Origin of the sequence: Sphingomonas populi (assembly GCF_004208535.1) — a bacterium.
In the GTDB taxonomy this organism is placed as follows: domain Bacteria; phylum Pseudomonadota; class Alphaproteobacteria; order Sphingomonadales; family Sphingomonadaceae; genus Sphingomonas; species Sphingomonas populi.
In genome coordinates, this window is sequence record NZ_SGIS01000027.1 from 39,710 (window position 1) to 58,652 (window position 18,943).

The following is an 18,943-nucleotide window of genomic DNA, read 5'->3' on the forward strand; positions in this document are numbered from 1 at the left end:
CGAGACTGGCTAGTGTTGAGTGCCACATAAATGAGCGCTGCTCAATATAAAAATTGGACAGCGCTCATTTTCCATCTTATCGCGCCGATATGGGCCGCCGATCCGATCATAGCCGCGCAGAGCTTGAAGAACTGATCCTTGCCGAGGCGCACGCGCTGATGGCCGAAGTGGGCTTCGCGCGCTTCTCTGCGCGCGAGGTGGCGAAGCGGATCGGCTATTCGATCGGCACGATCTACAATGTGTTCGGCAGTCTCGACCGGCTGGTGCTGGCGGTCAACAGCCGTACCTTCGTCGCTTGGGCGGCCTTGGTGCGTGCGCGGCTGGATGCGGCGGGGGCGGACCGGGTGGCGGCTCTGGTCGATGCCTATTTCGATTTCGCCGAGGCCAATCCCAATGTGTGGATGGCGATCTACGATCACCGCTTGCCGCCCAATGCGCCGTTCCCGGAGGATTATTTCCGCCAGCGCGCCGAACTGACCGGGTTGGTCGAAGCCGAGATCGCAGCGATCTTGCCGCCGGCGCAGGCGGACGGGGCGGCGGCGCTGGCGCGCTCGCTGGTGGCGATGGTCCACGGCCATTGCCTGTTCGCCCTCAACGGCACGTTCGCATTGCTGGGGGAGACCGATGCGCGCGGTGCCGCGCTGGCGCGGGCGCGCGAGATTTTGGGCTCGCAACACTAAATGTTCTCCCGCGAAGGCGGGAGCCCAGTCTGGGCTCCCGCCTTAGCGGGAGAACATCGAAAGGGGCGCAGCAGCCTTAGCCGCCACGCCCCATCTTTTTACTTCTTCAGCTTCACCGCCACGAACAGCGCCGGCATCCGCCCGCGCTGCACGTACAGCGCAACCTGGTCGCGACCGTCGCGCTTGGCCTGTGCGACCACGGCGGCCAGTGCCGCCGGGGTCGGCGTCGTCGTGCCGTTGGCGGAGATGATAACATCGCCACGCTTCAGCTTCTGGCCAGCGTCGCTCGCCGGATCGGTGGTCGCGATCACGACACCCTGCACCGACGAATCCACGTTGAGGCTGCGTGCGATCGCCGGGGTCAGGGTCTGCACGGTCAGCCCGAGCGGGTTCGCCGAAGCCGACGGCGCGCCCTGCTGGCCGTCATCGCCGCCCAGTGCGTCGTCGTCATCGCCGGTCGCGACCTTGGCGGCGAGCGCGTCCTCGGACGGTCGCGTGCCGATCACCGCGGTGATCGTCATCGGCTTGCCCTGGCGGATGATGCCGATCGGCACGCGCGTGCCCGGCGTCACGTTCGCGACCAGATAGCTCAGCGACTGATCCGGCGTGACGTCCTTGCCATCGACCGAGGTGACGACGTCGCCGACCTTGAGCCCGGCCTTGGCCGCCGCCTCGTTCGGCTCGATCGAGCGCAGCAGCTCGCCGTGGTTCTTCTGGAGGCCGAGCGCCGCCGCGATATCGTCATCGACCGGCTGCGGCCCGACGCCGAGATAGCCGCGCGCAATCTTGGTGCCCTTCATTAATTTGTCGATGACGGGGCGTGCGTCTTCCGCCGGAATCGCGAAGCCGATACCGATGTTGCCGCCCGACTGGCCGGCATAGATCTGCGAGTTGATGCCGATCACCGCGCCGGTCATGTCGAACATCGGGCCGCCCGAATTGCCCTGGTTGATCGCGGCATCGGTCTGGATGAAGCGATCATAGGCGCCGCCGCCGGTGACGCGGTGCAGCGCCGAGACGATGCCTGCGGTCACGGTCGAGCCGATCCCGAACGGATTGCCGATCGCGATGATCCAGTCGCCGACGCGGGCACGGCCCGAATCGCCGAACTTGACGAAGGGCAGGTTGGTCGCGTCGATCTTGAGGAGCGCGAGGTCCGAGGTCGGATCGCGGCCGATCAGCTTGGCCTTGTATTCCTTGCGGTCGATCATGATCGCGGTGATCGAATCGACCGTCGCGCCCTTCGCGCCGGGCGCGACGACGTGGTTGTTGGTGACGATATAGCCGTCCGGCGAGATGATGAAGCCCGAGCCGAGCGACGTCGCCTCGCGCGTGATCGGCGCGCCGCCGTTGCCGCCGCCCTGGCCCATCTGGCCGAACATCTCGGCGAACGGTGTGCCCGCGAACGGATTGGCGGGCTGCTCGACCTTGATGTGCTGGCTGGTCGAGATGTTGACGACGGCAGGCTGCAACTTCGCGACCATGTCGGCGAAGCTCATCGGCGCGCCGGGGCGCGGTACGGCGGCGGCGATCGCGCCGGGCTCGTTCTGCGCGGTCTGCGCGGGCGGTTCCAGCGCGACTGCGGCAGCGGTGCCGCTGAGAAGGATGGCTGCAGTAATGGCGTAAGCGTATCGCACTTGGGTTGATTCCTTCCGTGTGCCGTATCGGGGCAACGCACCGACCTTAGCCAAGGTTGCTGAACGGTTATTGAATATGAACAAGCCCAAAGGGCCGATCAACGCTGGCCCTGGAATTGCCTGAGATAGGCATTGTCAGGCGACAATACCATCGAGGTCTGGCCCTTCGCGGTATCGCCGAAGGTATAACGGTACGACTGCATGGCCCGGTAGAAGTCATAGAAGTCCGGGTCTTTGTTGAAACTCTCCGCATAGATTTGCGCGGCCTTGGCGTCGGCTTCGGCACGGATGATCTGCGCGGTCTGCTGGCCCTTGGCCTGGATCGTCAGCGCTTCCTGCTCGCGCGCGGTCTTCATCCGGTCGAGCGCGCTTTGCAGCGGCGCGCCGTCGGGCAGGTCGGCATGCTTGATTCGCACATCGACGATCTGCACCCCGTATTGCGCGGCGAGCCGCTGTAGCCCGGCCTGGATATTGTCCATCACCTGACCACGCTCGGGGCTGAGCAAGGCCGCGAACGGACGCTTGCCGAGTTCGTTGCGAAGCGCCGAGCTGAACAGCGGCTGGAGCTGATCGATCACGCGCTGTTCGGTGACCGAGGTGCTGCCGGTCGAGACCACCGCCTTTAGCGGATCGACGATGCGGAAACGCGCATAGGCATCGACTTCGAGCCGCAACTGGTCGGTCGAAAGCACCGGCTGGTTCTCCAGCTCGACGTCGAGCACGCGCTTGTCGACCCACACGAGGCGATCGATGAACGGAATGCGCGCGATCAGCCCGGCGCCGGAATGGCCGAACACCTCGTTTGGCTTCCAGCGGTTGATCGCGCCGCCGACCGGCTGTTCGAAACGCAGGATCACCGCCTGCTTGGTCTCGGGCACGATCGCGAAGGTGCTGGCGATCAGGATCAGCGCGAGCATCGCGACGATGCCGATCGCGATGGGGTTGCGGAAGCTGAGGTTCACTGTGCGTCTCCCTGAACCTGCGGGACGGGGGCTTGAGCCTGCGCCGCCGGAGCCTGCACATCTGGCGCGCGCCGCGCGCCGCCGGGGAGCGGCAGGTACGAGTTTACGCCGGGCGCCGCGACGATCGTCTTGTCGCTGTGTCCCATCACCAGTTCCATCGTCTCATAATACATGCGCTTGCGCGTCACTTCGGGAGCGAGCTTGTACTGGGCGTAGATCACGTCGAACGACGCCGCCTCGCCCTGAGCGCGCGCGAGGATCTGCTGCGCATAGCCGCGCGCCTTGTTGATGTTGCCCTGCGCCTCCTGCTGCGCGGCGGAGACCTTCTTGAACGAATCGATCACCTGCTCGGGCGGTTGCGCGCCCTTGATCGCGACGCCCTGGATGCGGATGCCGGCGTTGTAGCTGTCGAGGATCGCCTGCATGTTCTGCTGGACCTTGACCTCCATCGCGCCGCGACCCGAGCCGATCGCGTCATCGAGCGTCGCGGTCGCCAGCACCGCGCGCATCGCGCTTTCGGCGGTGGCGCGCAGTGTCGCTTTGGGATCGGCGATCTGGAAGACGTAATCCTGCGGATTGCTGATGTCCCAGCGCACCGAATAATTGACGTCGACGACATTCTGGTCGCCGGTCAGCATCAGATTCTCGCCGCCATTCTCGGGGAAGGTGTCGGTCTTGATCTCGCGCACGTCGACCTTCATCACCGAGTTGAACGGCGCGGGCAGCGTCAGCCGGATGCCGGGTTCGAGCGTGCCGGCATAGCGCCCGAAGAACGTCACCACCGCGCGCTGCTGCGGGCCGATCGCGTGGATCGAGGTGAACGCGATCCACAGCACGACGATGATGCCGACGCCGATCAGCCAGAGCGCGCCCGCGCTCGGCGTGCCCGGAATATGGGGCCGTCCGCCGCCGCCATTGCCGCCACCGGCACCACGCGCTCGCTTGATGAACTCGTCGAGCGCGCTCGGCCCGGGGATGCGCGAGCGGTTGCCATTGCCATTGCCGGGCTTGGGCGCCCACGGATTGCGCGGGCCTTCGCCACCGCCACCACTGGCGCCATCGCCGCCGGAGCCGCTGCCCCACGGGCTTTTGTCGTCGCTATTGAGAAGAGGGGGACGCTGAAACCAGCCCGTTAGGATCGTCATCCTTTCTCTATAGGTACGCGTTTCAATGAAAAATAGTGGCAAGCGGCCGTAACGACCCTATCTGCGCAACGATGACCGATCCAAACCCGCTCGATACCGCACTCGCTCCCGTCGCCGGCACCCGCGCGACCGCGCGGATCGAGGGAAGCCGCGCCAGCATCATCCTCGACGTGAGCGGGCTCGATCCGAGTGAGCATGACGCGCTCGAAGCGCGCGTCCGCGCGGCGGCGAGCGCGGTGCCCGGTATCGAGACGGTGCGCGTCGCGCTCACCAGCCAGCGCACTCGCCGCGTGTCGATCGCGGTGGCGAGCGGCAAGGGCGGGGTCGGCAAATCGACCGTTTCGGCCAATCTCGCCATCGCGCTGGCCGCGCGCGGGCGGCGCGTCGGGCTGGTCGACGCCGACATCTACGGGCCATCGCAGCCCAAGCTGATGGCGGTCGAAGGCAGCAAGCCGACCGCGCGCGACAAGGTGCTGCAACCCGTGCGGACGCCTTATGGTGTTCCGCTGCTGTCGATGGGGCAACTCGTGGCGGCCGATCAGGCGATCGCGTGGCGCGGGCCGATGGCGGCGGGTGCGCTCGGGCAACTCATGGACGCCAATTGGGGGGCGACCGATACTCTGGTGATCGATCTGCCGCCCGGCACCGGCGACGTCCAGCTCACCATGATCCAGAAGCACAAGCCCACTGGCGCGGTGATCGTCTCGACCCCGCAGGATCTCGCGCTGATCGACGCGCGCCGCGCGATCGACCTGTTCGTCAAGGCGGGCGTGCCGATCATCGGTCTGGTCGAGAACATGTCCGGCTATGCGTGCCCGCACTGCGGCGAAATTTCGAACCCGTTCGGGCAGGGCGGCGCGGAAGCGGCGGCGGCCGACCTGGGCATCGCGTTTCTCGGCCGCATCCCGCTCGACATCGCGATTCGCACCGCCTCCGACGCGGGCACGCCGCCCGCCGCCGGGAACGGACCCGAAGCCGCCGCGTTCGCGACGATTGCCGACGCGGTCGCGCGGTGGTTACAGACGGAGGGACGCTGATGCCGATCACCGATGACGCCGGGATCAAGGCTTTGCTCGAAGAAACCCGCACGATCGCGCTGGTCGGCGCGTCCGACCGGCCCAACCGCCCGTCCTACGGCGTGATGAAGGTTCTCCAGGACCACGGTTACCGCGTGATCCCGGTCAACCCGCAGATCACCGGCGAGCATATCCACGGCGAATTCGTGTTCCGCGATCTCGACCAGCTCGGCGATCCGATCGATCTCGTCGACATCTTCCGCAACTCGGCCGCCGCCGGTGAGGCGGTCGACGATGCGATCCGCATCGGCGCCAAGGCGGTGTGGATGCAACTCGGCGTCGTCAACGAGGCCGCCGCCGCGCGTGCCGAGGCGGCTGGGCTGAAAGTGGTAATGGACCGCTGCCCGGAGATCGACATTCCCCGGCTCGGCGTCGCGCCGGTCGCATAGCGGAAACCTTAACCATCGCGCGGCTATGCTGCCGCGATGGAAAACGCCGAGACTAGACCGGAAACCCGCGTCGCGCCCCGCAGCGTGGTGGTGATCCGCGCGCAGGTGCGGATGATGGGCACCGACAAGCTCGACATCGACGTGACCGACCTGTCGCGCACCGGCTTCCAGATCGAGACGATCCACCGTATCCAGCCCGGCGCGACGATCTGGCTCAAGATCCCCGGCCTCGCCGGTCTCGAAGCGACGGTGAAGTGGAGTCGCCGCCATTTCTACGGCTGCGCGTTCGTGCGGCCGCTGCACGAAGCGGTGTTCGACCATGTCGTCGCGCTCGCGACGCCATCGCGCGATTGACGCGGCTGCGCGCGCGGATCATCCTCGCATGATCCGAGGCTTCCGGGCGACTCCGCGATGGTGTTTCCGCTGCTCCTGCTGATTGCCGCCCCCGACGACGCGGCCATCATGGCATATCAGGCGCTGACCAGCGCCAGGCCGGCCTGCTCGCGCCCCACCGGCGATGATGTCGTGGTGTGCGGCCGTCGCGCCGCTGATCGTTACCGCGTACCGCTGATCGTCCACGACCCCGGCGACCCGGCCTATGAAGGCGTTCTCGCCGAGCGTGAGCGGCTGTTCGCGCGGACCGACAATTGCGAGGAGAAGTCGATCTTCCTCGTCGGCTGCGGGTCGTTCGGCCTGAAGGCGACCGTCAACGCGGCCGGCACGCGGATCGCGGGCGAGCGGGCGCTGGCGCCGTAGCGCCCGCTCGCCCCGCCGTCGTCAGCGCGCCTGCGCCAGCAGCACTTCGGCGATCTGCACCGCGTTCAGCGCCGCGCCCTTGCGCAGATTGTCGCCGGTGACGAACAGCGACAGCCCGTTCGCGACGGTCGGGTCGGGACGGACGCGGCCGACGAACACCGCATCCTTACCCGTCGCGGCGAGCGGATTGGGCACCGCCACCAACTCGACTCCGGGCGCGCGGCGCAGCAGGCCGTTGGCCTCGCTCACCGAGATCGGGCGTTCGAACGCGGCGTTGATCGACAGCGAATGGCCGGTGAACACCGGCACGCGCACGCAGGTCGCCGAGACGGCGAGGTCGGGCAGGTCGAGGATCTTGCGGCTCTCGTCGCGCAGCTTGAGTTCCTCCTCGGTATAGCCGTCCTCGACCAGCACATAGTTGAGCGGCACGACGTTGAAGGCGATCGGCGCGGCCCACTTGCGCGGCACGCCCAGCTTCACCGCGCCTCCGTCCTGCGCGAGCGTGGCGCACGCCGACGCGCCGGCGACGATCTGTTCCTCAAGCTCGCGCACGCCCTCCATGCCGCCGCCCGACACCGCCTGATAGGTGCTCGCCACCAGCCGGGTCAGGCCGGCGGCGTCGTGGAGCGGCTTGAGCACCGGCATCGCCGCCATCGTCGTGCAATTGGGGTTGGCGACGATACCCTTGGGCAGATCGCGGAGCGCGTCGGGGTTGACCTCCGCCACCACCAGCGGAACCAGCGGATCGCTGCGCCACGCCGAGCTGTTGTCGATCACCACCGCGCCCGCTGCCGCGACCTTCTCCGCCAGTGCCTTCGACGTGCTGCCGCCGGCCGAGAAGAACACGATGTCGAGCCCGCTGAAATCCGCCGTCGCGGCGTCCTCGATGGTGATCTCCGCACTCTTGAACGGCACGCGGCTGCCCGCCGAGCGCGCCGAGGCGAACAGCCGGAGCGCGGTGAGCGGGAATTTACGCTCGGCGAGCATGGTCAGCATCATGCTGCCGACGAGGCCGGTGGCGCCGACGATGCCAACGGCGAGACGGTCGGGCGAGGGGCGGAACGAAGTCATGGGTAGGCGTCTCCTGGTATGCGGAGGCGCGGGAAGTATTTCGGTCCTGTCGTACAAGGCCGCCCCGCGCTTACCGCGGGGCTGTGTCCGGTTGGCTTAGGGTTGAACCGTCAGCACGACCAGACCGCCCCGCGCGTGCGGGTCGGCTTGGTGCTAATGGTTTTGGCCATCGAGGACATGGGGAGCGCCGATAGCGAGGCACGGAGCCGGTGTAAACCGGGTTCGTAAACTCCCCTCCTTCTGCCCCCCTGCTTCTGCTCCCCTCCCTGAAAGGGAGGGGCTGGGGGTGGGTCGGCCAGTTGGTGGCGTAACCTTCCCTCGCAGACCAACCCACCCCCGGCCCCTCCCTTTCAGGGAGGGGAGAAGCGTGAAGACACCCTTACTCCAGAATATGCATCCACAGCGGCTGGCCGGTCAGGCTCTGCGAGCCGCGCAGCCGCTCCAGCGCCTGCGCGACCGCGCGCTCGGGCGCTTCGTGCGTCACGATCGCGACCAGCACGCTGCCGTCGCCGCTCGCGCCGCGCTGGATCAGGCTTTCGATCGACACGCCCGCATCGCGCATCGCCGCTGCGATCTCGGCGAGTACGCCGACCTTGTCCGCCACTGCGAAGCGCACGTAGTTGCGCCCGCGCCGCTCGCCCGAATCGGCTGCACCCTGCGCCAGCAGTGCGGAGGAGGGCATCGCGAAGGCGGGGCCGAACTCGCCGCGCGCGATGTCGATCAGGTCGGCGACGACGGCGCTCGCGGTCGGGCCGTCGCCCGCGCCCGCGCCCTGGAACAGCAGCCGGCCGACGTAATTGCCCTCGGCGACGACCGCGTTCGTCGCGCCGGTCACATGCGCGAGCGGGTGGCTGATCGGCACGAGATGCGGATGCACCCGCTGGAACAGCCCGCCCGCGCCGTGATCCGCCACGCCGAGCAGCCGCACGCGGTAGCCGAGCGCCGCCGCCTCGGCGATGTCGGCGGCGAGCACATGGCGGATGCCGCTCGCCGCGACGTCGGCGAACGCGGGCTGTGTGCCGAACGCGATGCTGGCGAGGATCGAGAGCTTGTGCGCGGCGTCGATGCCGTCGATGTCGAAGGTGGGATCGGCCTCGGCATAGCCGAGCGCCTGCGCCTCGGCGAGCACCTCGGCGAAGTCGCGGCCTTCCGCTTCCATTTTCGACAGGATGAAATTGCAGGTGCCGTTGAGGATGCCATAGACTCGGCTGATCTCATTGGCAGCGGCGCCCTCGCGCAGCCCCTTGATGACCGGGATGCCGCCCGCCACCGCCGCCTCGAACTTGAGCGCGGCGCCAGCCTTTTCGGCAGCTTCGGCGAGTTCCAAACCGTGATGCGCGATCATCGCCTTGTTGGCGGTGACGAAGCCCTTGCCCGCGCCGAGCGCACTGCGCGCCAGCGTGAGGGCAGGGCCGTCCGATCCGCCGACCAGCTCGACCACGACATCGACGTCGCGCGAGGCTAGCGCTGTGGTGTCATCGACCCATTCGAAACGGCTGATATCGACGCCGCGATCCTTGCTCCGGTCGCGCGCGGACACCGCGACGATCTCGATCGGCCGCCCCGCGCGCCGCGCGATCAGCGCGCCATTTTCGTCGAGCAGCCGGATCACGCCGCCCCCGACGGTGCCGAGGCCAGCGAGCGCGATACGAAGCGGTTGGGTCATGATCTGCCTTCTTCCGACTACCCCGACGCCGTTCGTGCCGAGCGAACGGGCGGTGATTACCGGTCGGCCTTTAGACAGGCGGGAGAGGCGGGGACAAGCCCGGCGTGGTTACTTCTTCACCAACCCGATCTCGACGAGCCGCTCATGCAGGTAATCGTGCGAGGTGATCGGCGTCTCATATCGGTTCGGTCGCTCCGCGCTGATGCAGCCGGGCAAGGTCTCGATCAGGAAATCGGGGTTGGGGTGCAGGAAGAACGGCATCGAATAGCGCGAGACGCCGCGCCGTTCGGGCGGCGGGTTGACGACGCGGTGGCTGGTCGAGGGCAGCACATGGTTGGTCAGCCGTTGCAGCATGTCGCCGACGTTGACGACCAGCGCGCCCTCGGGCGGCTTGACCGGTAGCCATTGCCCATCACGATCGAGCAGTTCGAGCCCGGCTTCCTCGGCGCCGAGCAACAGGGTGATGAGGTTGATGTCCTCATGCGCGCCGGCGCGGACGCCCTCGGCATCGACCGGAATCGGTGGATAGTGGAGCAGCCGCAGGATCGAATTGCCGTTCTCGACGGCGGGATCGAACCAGTTTGGGGCGAGCTTGAGGTGCCGCGCGATCGCGGAGAGGATGCGGTCGCCGGCGCGGTCGAACGCGGCGTAGAGCTGAAGGAACGTGTCCTTGAACCGTTCGGGCCGCTCGGGCCAGATATTCGGCGGCATCCGGTCGGCGAGCGGATGGCCGGCGGGCAGGTCGCGCCCGACGTGCCAGAATTCCTTGAGATCGACCACCGAGGCGCCCTTGGCGATCTCGGTCCTGAACGGGGTGTAGCCGCGCTGGCCGCCGCCGGCGGGGGTGAAATACCGGCGCTTCTCGTCTTCGGGCAGCGCGAAGAAGTCAGCGGTATCGGCCCAGCCGCGCGCGATCAGATCGGTGGGGATCCCATGATCGGCGATGACCGCGAAGCCGAACCGTTCGAACGATCCGCCCAGCGCGGCGGCGAAGCCAGCGGGATCGCCCGCCTCGTCGGCAAGCGAGAGCGTCGGGATTTCGGAAAGCAGGGTATCGGGCATGAACGCGGGCCGTTGGTTGGGAACTGGGCTGGCCAACATAGGCAAACGGTGCGCGGGCGAACACCCCGCTACGACGGTTCTCCCGCAAAAGCGGGATAACAGCGCCACAAGCGCTGCGCTGTTTGGCTCTGGCCCCCCGCTTTCGCGGGGGAACGGGTGTGTGCAACTCGGCCTAACCGATCAGGATCGTCCCGTTCGCTTTGTCGGTGCCCTTCGGCGCAAGATCGAGCCGGAATGGTTTGCCCTCCTCGGTCGTGCCCGAAAGCCCCGATCCGTTGGGCGAGACCTTGAAGCCCGCGCTGCCCAGCTTGCCCGCGAACCAGTCTCGCACGGTCACCGGAGTCGCCGGGCTTTCGAAGCTGACCTTGACCTGGCCGTCATCGTCACGGCCGGGCCGGTCGTGCCCGTCGATGTTCATGCCGCTGATCGTCGAGCCGGGGTAGAGATGCACGCCGTTCATGTCGAAATTGTCCGCATTGAGCTTGATCGCCGGGAGCTTGATGCTCCCCGAAATGCCTGGTGCGTTGAGCGCGAGCTGGCCGTTGGAGCCGATGCTCGCGACGACATTGCCATCGGCGCCATCGGCGTTGAGGGTGATCGCGGTGCCGTCCTTACCGTCGCAGGCGACGAGCAGGGCGAGCGGGATGGCGAGGAGCAGGGGGCGGATCATGGCGCTCTCCGTGTATCGGTGATGCAATACACTAAGCTGAAGTCGCACGCCAGGTCAACGCGGCTTGCGCGTGACCGATGTTGCGATGTCGGGCATGAGGCGGGCAATGTCGATCGAATCGCCTCCCGCCCCGCTCAACACCGCGCCGATCCCCTTCTTCGAATTCGTCGCGCTGGTCGCCGCGCTGATGTCGCTGGGCGCGCTCGGCATCGATTCGATGCTGCCGGCGCTGCCCGAGATCGGGCGGCGGCTCGGCGTTCCCGATGTCGGCGGCCGCGCGCTCGTCATCACCGTGTTCGTGGTCGGCTTCGGCCTCGGGCAATTGGTGCAGGGGCCGCTTACCGATCGCTACGGTCGGCGGCCGGTGCTGATCGGCGGGCTGGCCGGCTATATCGTCTGCTGTCTGCTCGCCGGGCTCGCGGGCAGTTTTACCTTGCTGTTGGCCGCGCGTTTCGCCGGCGGCGTCGCGATCGCGGCGAGCCGGGTCGTCACCATCGCCTTGGTGCGCGATTGTTTCACTGGCCGCGCGATGGCGAAGGTGTCGAGCCTCGCCTTCATGGTGTTCATGGCCGTGCCGATCCTCGCGCCGAGCGTCGGCCAACTCATCCTGCTGGCGGGATCGTGGCGGCTGATCTTCGAGGTGATCGCGGGGCTGGCAGCGCTGGTGCTGGCGTGGTTCGCGTGGCGCATGCCCGAGACGCTCGCGCCCGAGAATCGCGTGGCGCTGTCGGTCCGGCAGTTGCTGCGCGGCTGGCGCACGACTCTCGCCGACCGCGCCTCGCTCGGCTATACGATCGCCGGCATGATCGTGCAGGGCGCGCTGTTCGGCTATATCGGGCTGATCGAGCCGATCATGGAGCGCGTGTTTCACGCCCAGCATCTGCTCGGTCCGGTGTTCGCCGCGTCGGCGGGGACGATGGCGGCGGCGAACCTGCTCAATTCGCGGATCGTAATGCGGCTCGGCATGCGCCGCATCTCGCAGGCCGCGCTGGTGGTGATGACGCTGGCGGCGGCTGGCGGACTCGTCGCGGTGGGGCTGGGACGCGAGGGGCTGGTGCTGTTCGTCGTGATGCAGGCGTTGGCGATGGCGGGCTATGGTCTCGCCGGATCGAACATGTCGGCGATGGCGATGGAAAATATGGGCGCGATCGCCGGCACCGCCGCCAGCTTGCAGGGATCGCTGGTCATCACCGGCGGCGCGGTGCTCGGCTCGATCATCGCCAGCTATTTCGACGGCACCACGATCGCGTTGCACGTCGGCTTCTTCGTCGCGGGGCTGCTCGGTCTCGGCATCGCCGCGATCGTCGAACGCGGACGGCTGTTCCACCCGAGCTGAGCGATTCTCGGGAACCGAGTCGCGTGTGTGATGTTGGCGTCGTGCCCCCATTTTTCCCGGGACAGGAGAGCGAAGATGGCGATCAGCGGTGGATATCAGGTGCCCGGCGGAGGCCCGGGCGACGACGGCTATGACGAGGAAGGCTATGACGAGAGCCAGCGCGCCGAGATACTCGAAGCGACCAGTGGCGGCCCGAGCGACGGCGCGATCCTGACCGACCTCGAACCCGATATCGCGGGCGACGAGGACGACGAGGACGATCTCAAGATGGAGAGCGACGAAGTCGGCGAGGAAGATGACGACGCCGACCAGGACGAGGACGATCAGGACGAGGACTCGCTCCAGGAGGATTTCGAGGACGATGACCTCGCCGACGAAGGCGATCTCGACGACAAGGACGACGCCGCGCTCAAGCCGTGAAGTGCCGGCGCGGTCGGCATGGCCGGTCGCGCCCGTCCCTCAGCGGGACGAACGTTTCAGTACCGATACGAGTTGACCGGAACGGAGCCGGTGGCGCATCGTTAAGGGAACCCGATGTCGAAAGTGTTGCCCGTGCGCGTTGTTGCTGTTTTGCCCCTGCTGCTGATCGCCGCCTGCGCCCCGCAAACCGACATGGGCGTCAACAACGACGTCGATATCGACGCGGCGGCCGAGCGCGCGCAGAGCAGCATCAACGCCTATCACCCCGACACCGTGTTGCCCGCGAACGATCCGGTCGCGCCGCCGCCTGCGACCGATCCGATGCCGTCCCCCACGCCGACGTCCGCCGCGAGCGTTCCCGATGGCCTCGAAGAGCCGCTCGTGCCGCCCGCGCCCGGTGCCCCCGGCGGACTGCCCGACGATCGCACGCCGATCTCCGAGGCGCCCGCCGCGCCCGACAGCGCACAGGGCGCGGCGCATGTGGTCGAGCGCTATTACGCGTTGATCGGTGAGCGCAAATACAAGCCGGCCTGGCAGATGTGGCGCGGCGGCGGCGCCGGATCACGGCTTACGCCGACCGATTTCGCAGACAGCTTTTCCGAGTTCAGCGAGTATCACGCCAATATCGGCGCACCCGGGCGGATCGACGCCGGTGCCGGGCAGCGGTACGTCACCGTTCCGGTGCAGGTCTATGCGCGGCTCAAGCAGACGCGCAAACCCTATTATGCGATAGGGTCCGTCACGCTCCAGCGCTCGGACGTGGATGGCGGTACAGACGCGCAAAAGATCTGGCGTATCCAGCAGGTCGCGCTCAAGCCGGCGTTCAAACGCTGACGCAATGGTGTGTTTACACTCGGCGAGCGCCACTATCGTCCGATGACGTCGCGCCAGTGCGCTGCTCCTGCGCCGCGCAGGCGGCGACGTGGATCGCATGCGCGGTTTGCCGTGCGGCATCGGGGGTGAGCGACAGAGCGAGGCCGTCGGGGCCGTCGATCAACACCTCGCCCTGTTCGGCGGTCGCCTCGGCGGGTGTTTTTTCCGGCTGCTTGGTCATGGACGATACCTCTTGCCGGGAATAACGTGCATGGCAGTGCAGCGTTCCGGTGTTTTGGAGTTGGGGGTGTTTGAGCGATGATGACGCGGTTGTTCTTGCAGGCGCACAGAACGCCCACCTTGGCCCCGGAGGAGGTCGCCGCGCTCGAACAGGCGATCGCGCGCACCGTCGAGTTCGCCGCGCGCCGCACGATCGTGCGGCCGAACGAGCCGCTCAGCCAATGCACCTTGTTGCTCGACGGTTTCGTCCAGCGCTACAAGGACACGCCAGAAGGCCGGCGCCAGATCCTCGCGATCCATGTGCCGGGCGATTTCGTCGATCTGCACAGCTATCCGCTCCGTCAGCTCGAACATCATGTCGCGGCCATCACCCCCGTGCAGGTCGCGCTGTTCCCGCATAGCGCAGTCCGCGCGCTGACGAAGGAATCGGCGACGCTCACCGAATTGCTGTGGCGCTCGACGATGATCGACGCGGCGATCAATCGCGAGTGGATCGTCTCGATCGGCGCGCGTCCGGCGGCGGTGCGGCTCGCGCATGTGTTCTGCGAGATGTACCTGCGGCTGGAGCGGGTCGGTCTGGCTGACGGCACGCGCTACGCGCTGCCGCTGACGCAGATCGATCTCGCCGACGCGACGGGGCTAACTGCGGTCCATGCCAATCGCATGCTGCGCCAGTTGCGGGAGCAGGGGTTGGTCGAGTTCCGCCAGGGAAGCGTCGAGATTTTCGACTGGCCGGGGCTGAAGCGTTTCGCCGAATTCGACGCGAGCTATCTGTATCTGGATTAGGCGCTAAGCCATCCGTTAACCCGCGCATTCTGGACGAGGTGGAAGGCCGTGCCCCACCATGAAGGACGGGCACGTCCCTTGACCGCGTTCAAGCCGCTCACGCGCCGAGATGATGCGCCTGCATTGTGTCGGTCGCGTTGACCGCCAGGATCGAACGCGCTTCGCTTGGCGCTCGGGTTTTGCCCTGACGGTCGGCTGCGGCATGCACCACCCGGTCGAGCAGTTCGCGGCCTTCGCTCCACCAGCCGATGCCGCTGGCGGCGTTGAGATGTCCCTGCGCGCCAGCATCGACGAAATGGCTGCCCCAATCGACCGCGAGGCTGTGCGCCCGGTCGATGTCGATCCACGGATCGTCGGTGCTCGCCACCACGATCGACGGGAAGGGGAGCGGCGTGCGCGGTGCTGGCGCGAGCGCCTTCAGTTCCTGCTGCGCATCGGCGCGATCGACATCGGCGGGCGCGACCAGCAAGGCCCCGGCGACCGGCCAGCCATAGGGTTGCCGGGCGAGTTCCGCCCACCACGCCACCGCCAGACAGCCGAGACTATGCGCGGCCAGTACCACCGGGGCCTGCGCGGAACGGATCGCCTGATCGAGCTTGGTCACCCAGGCGTTGCGATGCGGGGTGTTCCACATGCCGAGTTCGACGCGGATGGTATCGGGTCGCGCCGCTTCCCACAGGCTCTGCCAATGCGACGGCCCCGAGCCGCCGAGGCCCGGCACTGTCAGGATCGTCGGCTGCGCCGGATCGAAGTGCGAAAAGCTGCCCATCATGCTTCTCCAAGGGTTCGAGGAAACGTGGCCGTCCGTCGCTCTAGGGTACGCCGGATAACCACGCTTCCCAGTCGCCAAGATATTCCTACTCATCCGATGGGCAATAGCCCTGCGCCGGAGCGAGGAGCCATTGCGGCAGCCCGAAATCGCGGCCGCCTTTGCGTCGGTGAAACGGCGCTGTTAGGAGGCGAAATGTCCAAGATGCGTGCCGACCAACTCCTCGTCGATCGGGGACTCGCCGAGAGTCGCACACGGGCGCAGGCGCTCATCATGGCGGGGCTGGTGTTTGCCGGCACGCGCAAGATCGACAAGCCGGGGCAGGCGGTTGCCGACGACGTGACGCTCGACGTGCGCGGGCGCGACCACCCCTGGGTCTCACGCGGTGGCATCAAGCTGGCGCATGCGCTCGCGCACTTCGGGCTCGACGTGGGCGGTGCGGTGGCGATCGATGTCGGTTCCTCGACCGGCGGCTTCACCGACGTGTTGCTGACCAACGGCGCGGCGCGTGTCTATGCGGTGGATAGCGGCACCAATCAGCTCGCATGGAAGCTGCGCGAGGACGATCGTGTCATCGTCCATGAAAAGACCAGCGCGCGCATCCTGACACCTACGCATATCCCGGAGCCGGTCGATCTGATCGTCTGCGATGCCAGCTTCATCGGTCTCGCCAAGGTGCTCGACGTGCCGCTCGGCTTCGCGCGGCCCGGCGCGCGGCTGGTCGCGCTCATCAAGCCGCAGTTCGAGGCAGGGCGTGGCGAGGTCGGCAAGGGCGGGGTGGTGCGCGACGCCGCCATCCATGCACGCGTCTGCACGGAGGTTTCCGAGTGGCTGACCGGCAAGGGCTGGCAGGTCGATGGGCTGGTCGAAAGCCCGATCACCGGGCCGGAGGGCAATGTCGAGTTTCTCATAACGGGGCATTTGCCCGAAACCGACTCCGGCTGACGCGGAACTCCGGCGCGCTGCGGCAATTGTCTTTCGTACCCGCGATGATACACGACCCACTCACCTCGCGGGACGGAAGGACCGACGATTGAGCGAAATCGCGTCTAGGCAGCAGTTGAGGCTGGCGTTCCTGCGCTGGGCGATCGTGACGGTGCCGCTGATCCTGCTGCTCGGCTTCACCTCGGCGCGGATCGCGCCGGCCGGATCACAGAACCGCTGGTATGCGATGCTCGCCAAGCCCGCCGCCAACCCGCCCGACTGGGTGTTCCCGGTCGCCTGGACGACGCTGTACGTGCTGATGGGGCTCGCGCTGGCGATGGTGATCCATGCGCGCGGATCGCGGCTGCGCGGGCCGGCGATCACGCTGTTCGCGGTGCAATTGCTCGTCAACCTGATCTGGTCGCCGGTGTTCTTCGGCATGCATCTGGTCGGCTGGGCGCTGGTCATCATCGTGGCGATGTTCGTGCTGGCGCTGGCGACGACGCTCGTGTTCGGGCGAGTCCGCACGCTGGCGGCGTGGCTGATGGTGCCCTATCTGGCGTGGGTCGCGTTCGCGGGTGTGCTGTTGTTTGAGATCGATCGGCTCAATCCCAACGCCGAAACCATTGCGCCGGCGTCGGCGAGTACCCAAGTCATCCCCCTGTAATCCACATCACGAAAGCGTTCACATCATGCAGGCCGACAACAAAATCTTCGACGATCTCGTAAAGCTGATGAACAGCGCGGCGGGTACGATCGCCGGCGTCGGCCGCGAAGCCGAAGCGGGCGCCAAGGCGCGCGCGAAGGAATGGATCGGCGGCCTCGATTTCGTCAGCCGCGACGAGTTCGAGGCGGTCAAGGCGATGGCCGCCGCCGCGCGTGACGACGCCGATGCGCTGCGCGCGCGTATCGCCGTGCTCGAAGCCAAAGCTGGCGCCGGGGTGCAGACCGAGGCTTGATGCGGTTATCCACAGCTTTGTCGACAGGTCCGTCCACACGGGCTTGTCGGCATTTCGAGCTTTCGTCACGCTTGAGCCTGTACCGTCTAAAGCGTAAGGGCTGACGATATGCTCGACGAAGCCGATTACGAACGCGACGACGCCGCTCCCATCGATATGCTCGAAAGTTACTTCTCGGCGCATGGCTGGGATTACGAGCGGCAGGATGACGAGGTCATCGCCAAGGTCAAAGGAAGCTGGACGCAGTACGAATTGCGCGCCTTGTGGCGCGACGAGGACAGCGTCATCCAGTTCCTCGCTTTCCCCGACATCCGCGTCACCGAGGATCGCCGAGCCGCGCTCTACGAGACGGTCGGGCTCATCAACGAACAGCTCTGGGTCGGCCATTTCGAGATTTGGTCGGCGAGCAACATCCTGCTCTATCGCCACGCCGCGATGATCGACGGCGACGGCGGCACCCTGTCGCTCGCCGCCGCCGAACTGCTGGTCGAATCGGCGATCGACGAATGCGAGCGGTTCTATCCGGTGTTCCAGTTCGTGCTGTGGGGCGGCAAGAGCCCCAAGGAAGCGCTTGCCGCCGCCATGACAGAGACGCAGGGCGAGGCCTGACATGAGCTTGTCCGCCGCCGGGTTGCCGGGACGCATCCTGCTGGTCGGTGCCGGCAATATGGGCGGGGCGATGCTGCACCGCTGGATCGATGCCGGCGTGGTGCCCGAGAACATCACCGTGCTCGATCCGGGAACGCCGCAGCTTCCCGCCGGCGTGCGGCACCTCGGCGCGCTGCCGGTGGACTATACCCCCGACACGCTCGTCCTCGCGATCAAGCCGCAACAGCTCGACACGTTCGTCGCCACCGCGCCCGGTCTCGCGCCGCGTCTGCTGGTGTCGATCCTCGCCGGTGTCGAGGAAGCGTCGCTGGCGGCGCGCTTCCCCGGCGCGGGAGCGATCGTGCGTGCGATGCCCAACCTGCCGGTGCTGATCGGCAAGGGCGTGGTGGCGCTGCACGGCGCTGGCGACGACGGCGAGGCGCAGGTCGCCGCCGAGGCGCTGATGCGCCCGCTCGGGCTGGTCGAGTGGATCGCCGAGGAATCTCTGTTCGATGCGGTGACGGCGCTGTCGGGTTGCGGCCCCGGCTTCGTGTTCCGCTTCGCCGAGGCGCTGGCCGAGGCGGGCGCCGCGCTCGGCCTTCCGGCGGATCAGGCCGACCGGCTCGCGCGCGCGACGCTGGAAGGTTCCGGTATCATGGCCGCTTCGGCTGCTGAAACCCCGGCGACGCTCGCGGATCGTGTGGCGAGTCCCGGCGGCTCGACTCGCGAGGGTCTCAACGTGCTTGACGCGGATGACGCGCTGAAAGTCCTGTTGCGCGAGACGCTCGCCGCATCGGCGCGACGAAATGCCGAGATGGCCGCCGCCGCGCGGTAACGCGCGCCGAACTTACCTTCACCCGTTCCTGCTGAGTAGCGGCCGAGTAGCCCGCAGGGCGTAAGCGCCTACTCGATCCCTACTCAGCACGAACGGAGCTGTGTGGGGCATTCCGCTCGTCACGACGCCACTCACCGACACCTTTGAGCTAAGCGCCGA

23 protein-coding genes are annotated in these 18,943 nt (G+C 67.2%); 14 read left to right on the forward strand and 9 right to left on the reverse strand.

Features of this window, described 5'->3' with window-relative positions; all coding sequences use genetic code 11:
- Positions 1-89: 89 nt before the first annotated feature.
- Positions 90-680, forward strand: a complete 591-nt coding sequence (locus EWE75_RS16395; protein ID WP_130159185.1) for a TetR/AcrR family transcriptional regulator — start codon at positions 90-92, stop codon at positions 678-680.
- 98 nt (positions 681-778) lie between these two features.
- On the opposite strand, the gene EWE75_RS16400 is transcribed toward EWE75_RS16395, so the two are convergent.
- The 3 genes from EWE75_RS16400 to hflK all read right to left on the reverse strand — a co-directional run bounded on the left by EWE75_RS16400 (position 779) and on the right by hflK (position 4,424).
- A complete protein-coding gene (locus tag EWE75_RS16400) occupies positions 779-2,317 on the reverse strand; it encodes a Do family serine endopeptidase (RefSeq protein ID WP_130159186.1) in 1,539 nt (512 codons plus the stop codon).
- A gap of 98 nt (positions 2,318-2,415) precedes the next feature.
- Complete coding sequence (hflC, locus tag EWE75_RS16405; RefSeq protein WP_130159223.1) at positions 2,416-3,234, reverse strand: protease modulator HflC; 819 nt, start codon at positions 3,232-3,234, stop codon at positions 2,416-2,418.
- A 41-nt stretch (positions 3,235-3,275) separates the two neighbouring features.
- Positions 3,276-4,424 carry a protease modulator HflK gene (gene hflK / locus EWE75_RS16410; protein WP_130159187.1) on the reverse strand — a complete coding sequence of 383 codons (1,149 nt, stop codon included), beginning with the start codon at positions 4,422-4,424 and terminating at the stop codon, positions 3,276-3,278.
- A 71-nt stretch (positions 4,425-4,495) separates the two neighbouring features.
- Between hflK and EWE75_RS16415 the strand changes: the two genes are divergently transcribed.
- The 4 genes from EWE75_RS16415 to EWE75_RS16430 are packed head-to-tail and all read left to right on the forward strand — an operon-like array spanning position 4,496 to position 6,645.
- On the forward strand, positions 4,496-5,461 hold the full coding sequence (locus tag EWE75_RS16415) for an Mrp/NBP35 family ATP-binding protein (RefSeq protein WP_130159188.1): 966 nt from the start codon (positions 4,496-4,498) through the stop codon (positions 5,459-5,461).
- Positions 5,461-5,889 (forward strand): CoA-binding protein, encoded by a 429-nt coding sequence (locus EWE75_RS16420; RefSeq protein ID WP_130159189.1) that lies wholly within the window; start codon positions 5,461-5,463, stop codon positions 5,887-5,889. Before EWE75_RS16415 ends, EWE75_RS16420 begins: the two co-directional genes overlap by 1 nt.
- Positions 5,890-5,925: 36 nt before the next feature.
- Positions 5,926-6,243, forward strand: coding sequence for a PilZ domain-containing protein (locus EWE75_RS16425; protein ID WP_130159190.1), 318 nt, complete (start codon positions 5,926-5,928; stop codon positions 6,241-6,243).
- Positions 6,244-6,300: 57 nt separating this feature from the next.
- On the forward strand, positions 6,301-6,645 hold the full coding sequence (locus tag EWE75_RS16430; protein ID WP_130159191.1) for a hypothetical protein: 345 nt from the start codon (positions 6,301-6,303) through the stop codon (positions 6,643-6,645).
- Between the two features lie 21 nt (positions 6,646-6,666).
- Here the strand turns inward: EWE75_RS16430 and EWE75_RS16435 are convergent, their stop codons facing one another.
- The 4 genes from EWE75_RS16435 to EWE75_RS16450 form a co-directional block, all read right to left on the reverse strand.
- On the reverse strand, positions 6,667-7,716 hold the full coding sequence (locus EWE75_RS16435; protein ID WP_130159192.1) for an aspartate-semialdehyde dehydrogenase: 1,050 nt from the start codon (positions 7,714-7,716) through the stop codon (positions 6,667-6,669).
- Between the two features lie 379 nt (positions 7,717-8,095).
- A complete protein-coding gene (locus EWE75_RS16440; protein ID WP_130159193.1) occupies positions 8,096-9,382 on the reverse strand; it encodes a homoserine dehydrogenase in 1,287 nt (428 codons plus the stop codon).
- 108 nt (positions 9,383-9,490) lie between these two features.
- Positions 9,491-10,444: an isopenicillin N synthase family dioxygenase gene (locus EWE75_RS16445; protein ID WP_130159194.1), complete on the reverse strand. Its 954-nt coding sequence runs from the start codon at positions 10,442-10,444 to the stop codon at positions 9,491-9,493.
- Between the two features lie 172 nt (positions 10,445-10,616).
- The gene (locus tag EWE75_RS16450) at positions 10,617-11,114 is read right to left on the reverse strand and encodes a hypothetical protein (RefSeq protein WP_130159195.1); all 498 of its coding nucleotides are present in this window, start codon (positions 11,112-11,114) and stop codon (positions 10,617-10,619) included.
- Positions 11,115-11,220: 106 nt separating this feature from the next.
- On the opposite strand from EWE75_RS16450, the gene EWE75_RS16455 reads away from it, so the two are divergent.
- From EWE75_RS16455 to EWE75_RS16465, 3 genes are all read left to right on the forward strand, one after another.
- Complete coding sequence (locus EWE75_RS16455) at positions 11,221-12,450, forward strand: multidrug effflux MFS transporter (RefSeq protein ID WP_130159196.1); 1,230 nt, start codon at positions 11,221-11,223, stop codon at positions 12,448-12,450.
- Between the two features lie 75 nt (positions 12,451-12,525).
- Positions 12,526-12,870 carry a DNA primase gene (locus EWE75_RS16460; protein WP_206364792.1) on the forward strand — a complete coding sequence of 115 codons (345 nt, stop codon included), beginning with the start codon at positions 12,526-12,528 and terminating at the stop codon, positions 12,868-12,870.
- Positions 12,871-12,984: 114 nt separating this feature from the next.
- Entirely contained in the window at positions 12,985-13,704 is a 720-nt protein-coding gene (locus EWE75_RS16465; protein WP_130159197.1) for a hypothetical protein, read from the forward strand.
- 13 nt (positions 13,705-13,717) lie between these two features.
- Here EWE75_RS16465 and EWE75_RS16470 read toward each other — a convergent pair whose 3' ends face one another.
- Positions 13,718-13,924: a hypothetical protein gene (locus EWE75_RS16470; protein WP_130159198.1), complete on the reverse strand. Its 207-nt coding sequence runs from the start codon at positions 13,922-13,924 to the stop codon at positions 13,718-13,720.
- A gap of 80 nt (positions 13,925-14,004) precedes the next feature.
- Here EWE75_RS16470 and EWE75_RS16475 point away from each other — a divergent pair, with 80 nt between their 5' ends.
- Positions 14,005-14,709 carry a Crp/Fnr family transcriptional regulator gene (locus EWE75_RS16475; RefSeq protein ID WP_231708404.1) on the forward strand — a complete coding sequence of 235 codons (705 nt, stop codon included), beginning with the start codon at positions 14,005-14,007 and terminating at the stop codon, positions 14,707-14,709.
- A gap of 97 nt (positions 14,710-14,806) precedes the next feature.
- Here EWE75_RS16475 and EWE75_RS16480 read toward each other — a convergent pair whose 3' ends face one another.
- Positions 14,807-15,478: an RBBP9/YdeN family alpha/beta hydrolase gene (locus EWE75_RS16480; protein WP_130159200.1), complete on the reverse strand. Its 672-nt coding sequence runs from the start codon at positions 15,476-15,478 to the stop codon at positions 14,807-14,809.
- Between the two features lie 195 nt (positions 15,479-15,673).
- Here EWE75_RS16480 and EWE75_RS16485 point away from each other — a divergent pair, with 195 nt between their 5' ends.
- The 5 genes from EWE75_RS16485 (at position 15,674) to EWE75_RS16505 (ending at position 18,784) form a co-directional block, all read left to right on the forward strand.
- Positions 15,674-16,423: a TlyA family RNA methyltransferase gene (locus EWE75_RS16485; RefSeq protein ID WP_130159201.1), complete on the forward strand. Its 750-nt coding sequence runs from the start codon at positions 15,674-15,676 to the stop codon at positions 16,421-16,423.
- Positions 16,424-16,511: 88 nt separating this feature from the next.
- Entirely contained in the window at positions 16,512-17,069 is a 558-nt protein-coding gene (locus EWE75_RS16490; RefSeq protein ID WP_130159202.1) for a TspO/MBR family protein, read from the forward strand.
- A 25-nt stretch (positions 17,070-17,094) separates the two neighbouring features.
- A complete protein-coding gene (locus EWE75_RS16495; protein WP_130159203.1) occupies positions 17,095-17,361 on the forward strand; it encodes an accessory factor UbiK family protein in 267 nt (88 codons plus the stop codon).
- A gap of 108 nt (positions 17,362-17,469) precedes the next feature.
- A complete protein-coding gene (locus EWE75_RS16500) occupies positions 17,470-17,970 on the forward strand; it encodes a type III secretion system chaperone family protein (RefSeq protein WP_130159204.1) in 501 nt (166 codons plus the stop codon).
- 1 nt (position 17,971) lies between these two features.
- The gene (locus EWE75_RS16505) at positions 17,972-18,784 is read left to right on the forward strand and encodes a pyrroline-5-carboxylate reductase family protein (protein WP_130159205.1); all 813 of its coding nucleotides are present in this window, start codon (positions 17,972-17,974) and stop codon (positions 18,782-18,784) included.
- Positions 18,785-18,943: the final 159 nt, after the last annotated feature.

Coding starts and splice junctions, on each gene's coding strand:
- EWE75_RS16395 (WP_130159185.1), top strand. CDS start 90: ATGGGCCGCCGATCCGATCATAGCCGCGCAGAGCTTGAAGAACTGATC.
- hflC (WP_130159223.1), bottom strand. CDS start 3,234: ATGCTCGCGCTGATCCTGATCGCCAGCACCTTCGCGATCGTGCCCGAG.
- hflK (WP_130159187.1), bottom strand. CDS start 4,424: ATGACGATCCTAACGGGCTGGTTTCAGCGTCCCCCTCTTCTCAATAGC.
- EWE75_RS16415 (WP_130159188.1), top strand. CDS start 4,496: ATGACCGATCCAAACCCGCTCGATACCGCACTCGCTCCCGTCGCCGGC.
- EWE75_RS16420 (WP_130159189.1), top strand. CDS start 5,461: ATGCCGATCACCGATGACGCCGGGATCAAGGCTTTGCTCGAAGAAACC.
- EWE75_RS16425 (WP_130159190.1), top strand. CDS start 5,926: ATGGAAAACGCCGAGACTAGACCGGAAACCCGCGTCGCGCCCCGCAGC.
- EWE75_RS16430 (WP_130159191.1), top strand. CDS start 6,301: ATGGTGTTTCCGCTGCTCCTGCTGATTGCCGCCCCCGACGACGCGGCC.
- EWE75_RS16435 (WP_130159192.1), bottom strand. CDS start 7,716: ATGACTTCGTTCCGCCCCTCGCCCGACCGTCTCGCCGTTGGCATCGTC.
- EWE75_RS16440 (WP_130159193.1), bottom strand. CDS start 9,382: ATGACCCAACCGCTTCGTATCGCGCTCGCTGGCCTCGGCACCGTCGGG.
- EWE75_RS16445 (WP_130159194.1), bottom strand. CDS start 10,444: ATGCCCGATACCCTGCTTTCCGAAATCCCGACGCTCTCGCTTGCCGAC.
- EWE75_RS16450 (WP_130159195.1), bottom strand. CDS start 11,114: ATGATCCGCCCCCTGCTCCTCGCCATCCCGCTCGCCCTGCTCGTCGCC.
- EWE75_RS16455 (WP_130159196.1), top strand. CDS start 11,221: ATGTCGATCGAATCGCCTCCCGCCCCGCTCAACACCGCGCCGATCCCC.
- EWE75_RS16460 (WP_206364792.1), top strand. CDS start 12,526: ATGGCGATCAGCGGTGGATATCAGGTGCCCGGCGGAGGCCCGGGCGAC.
- EWE75_RS16465 (WP_130159197.1), top strand. CDS start 12,985: ATGTCGAAAGTGTTGCCCGTGCGCGTTGTTGCTGTTTTGCCCCTGCTG.
- EWE75_RS16470 (WP_130159198.1), bottom strand. CDS start 13,924: ATGACCAAGCAGCCGGAAAAAACACCCGCCGAGGCGACCGCCGAACAG.
- EWE75_RS16475 (WP_231708404.1), top strand. CDS start 14,005: ATGACGCGGTTGTTCTTGCAGGCGCACAGAACGCCCACCTTGGCCCCG.
- EWE75_RS16480 (WP_130159200.1), bottom strand. CDS start 15,478: ATGGGCAGCTTTTCGCACTTCGATCCGGCGCAGCCGACGATCCTGACA.
- EWE75_RS16485 (WP_130159201.1), top strand. CDS start 15,674: ATGTCCAAGATGCGTGCCGACCAACTCCTCGTCGATCGGGGACTCGCC.
- EWE75_RS16495 (WP_130159203.1), top strand. CDS start 17,095: ATGCAGGCCGACAACAAAATCTTCGACGATCTCGTAAAGCTGATGAAC.
- EWE75_RS16500 (WP_130159204.1), top strand. CDS start 17,470: ATGCTCGACGAAGCCGATTACGAACGCGACGACGCCGCTCCCATCGAT.
- EWE75_RS16505 (WP_130159205.1), top strand. CDS start 17,972: ATGAGCTTGTCCGCCGCCGGGTTGCCGGGACGCATCCTGCTGGTCGGT.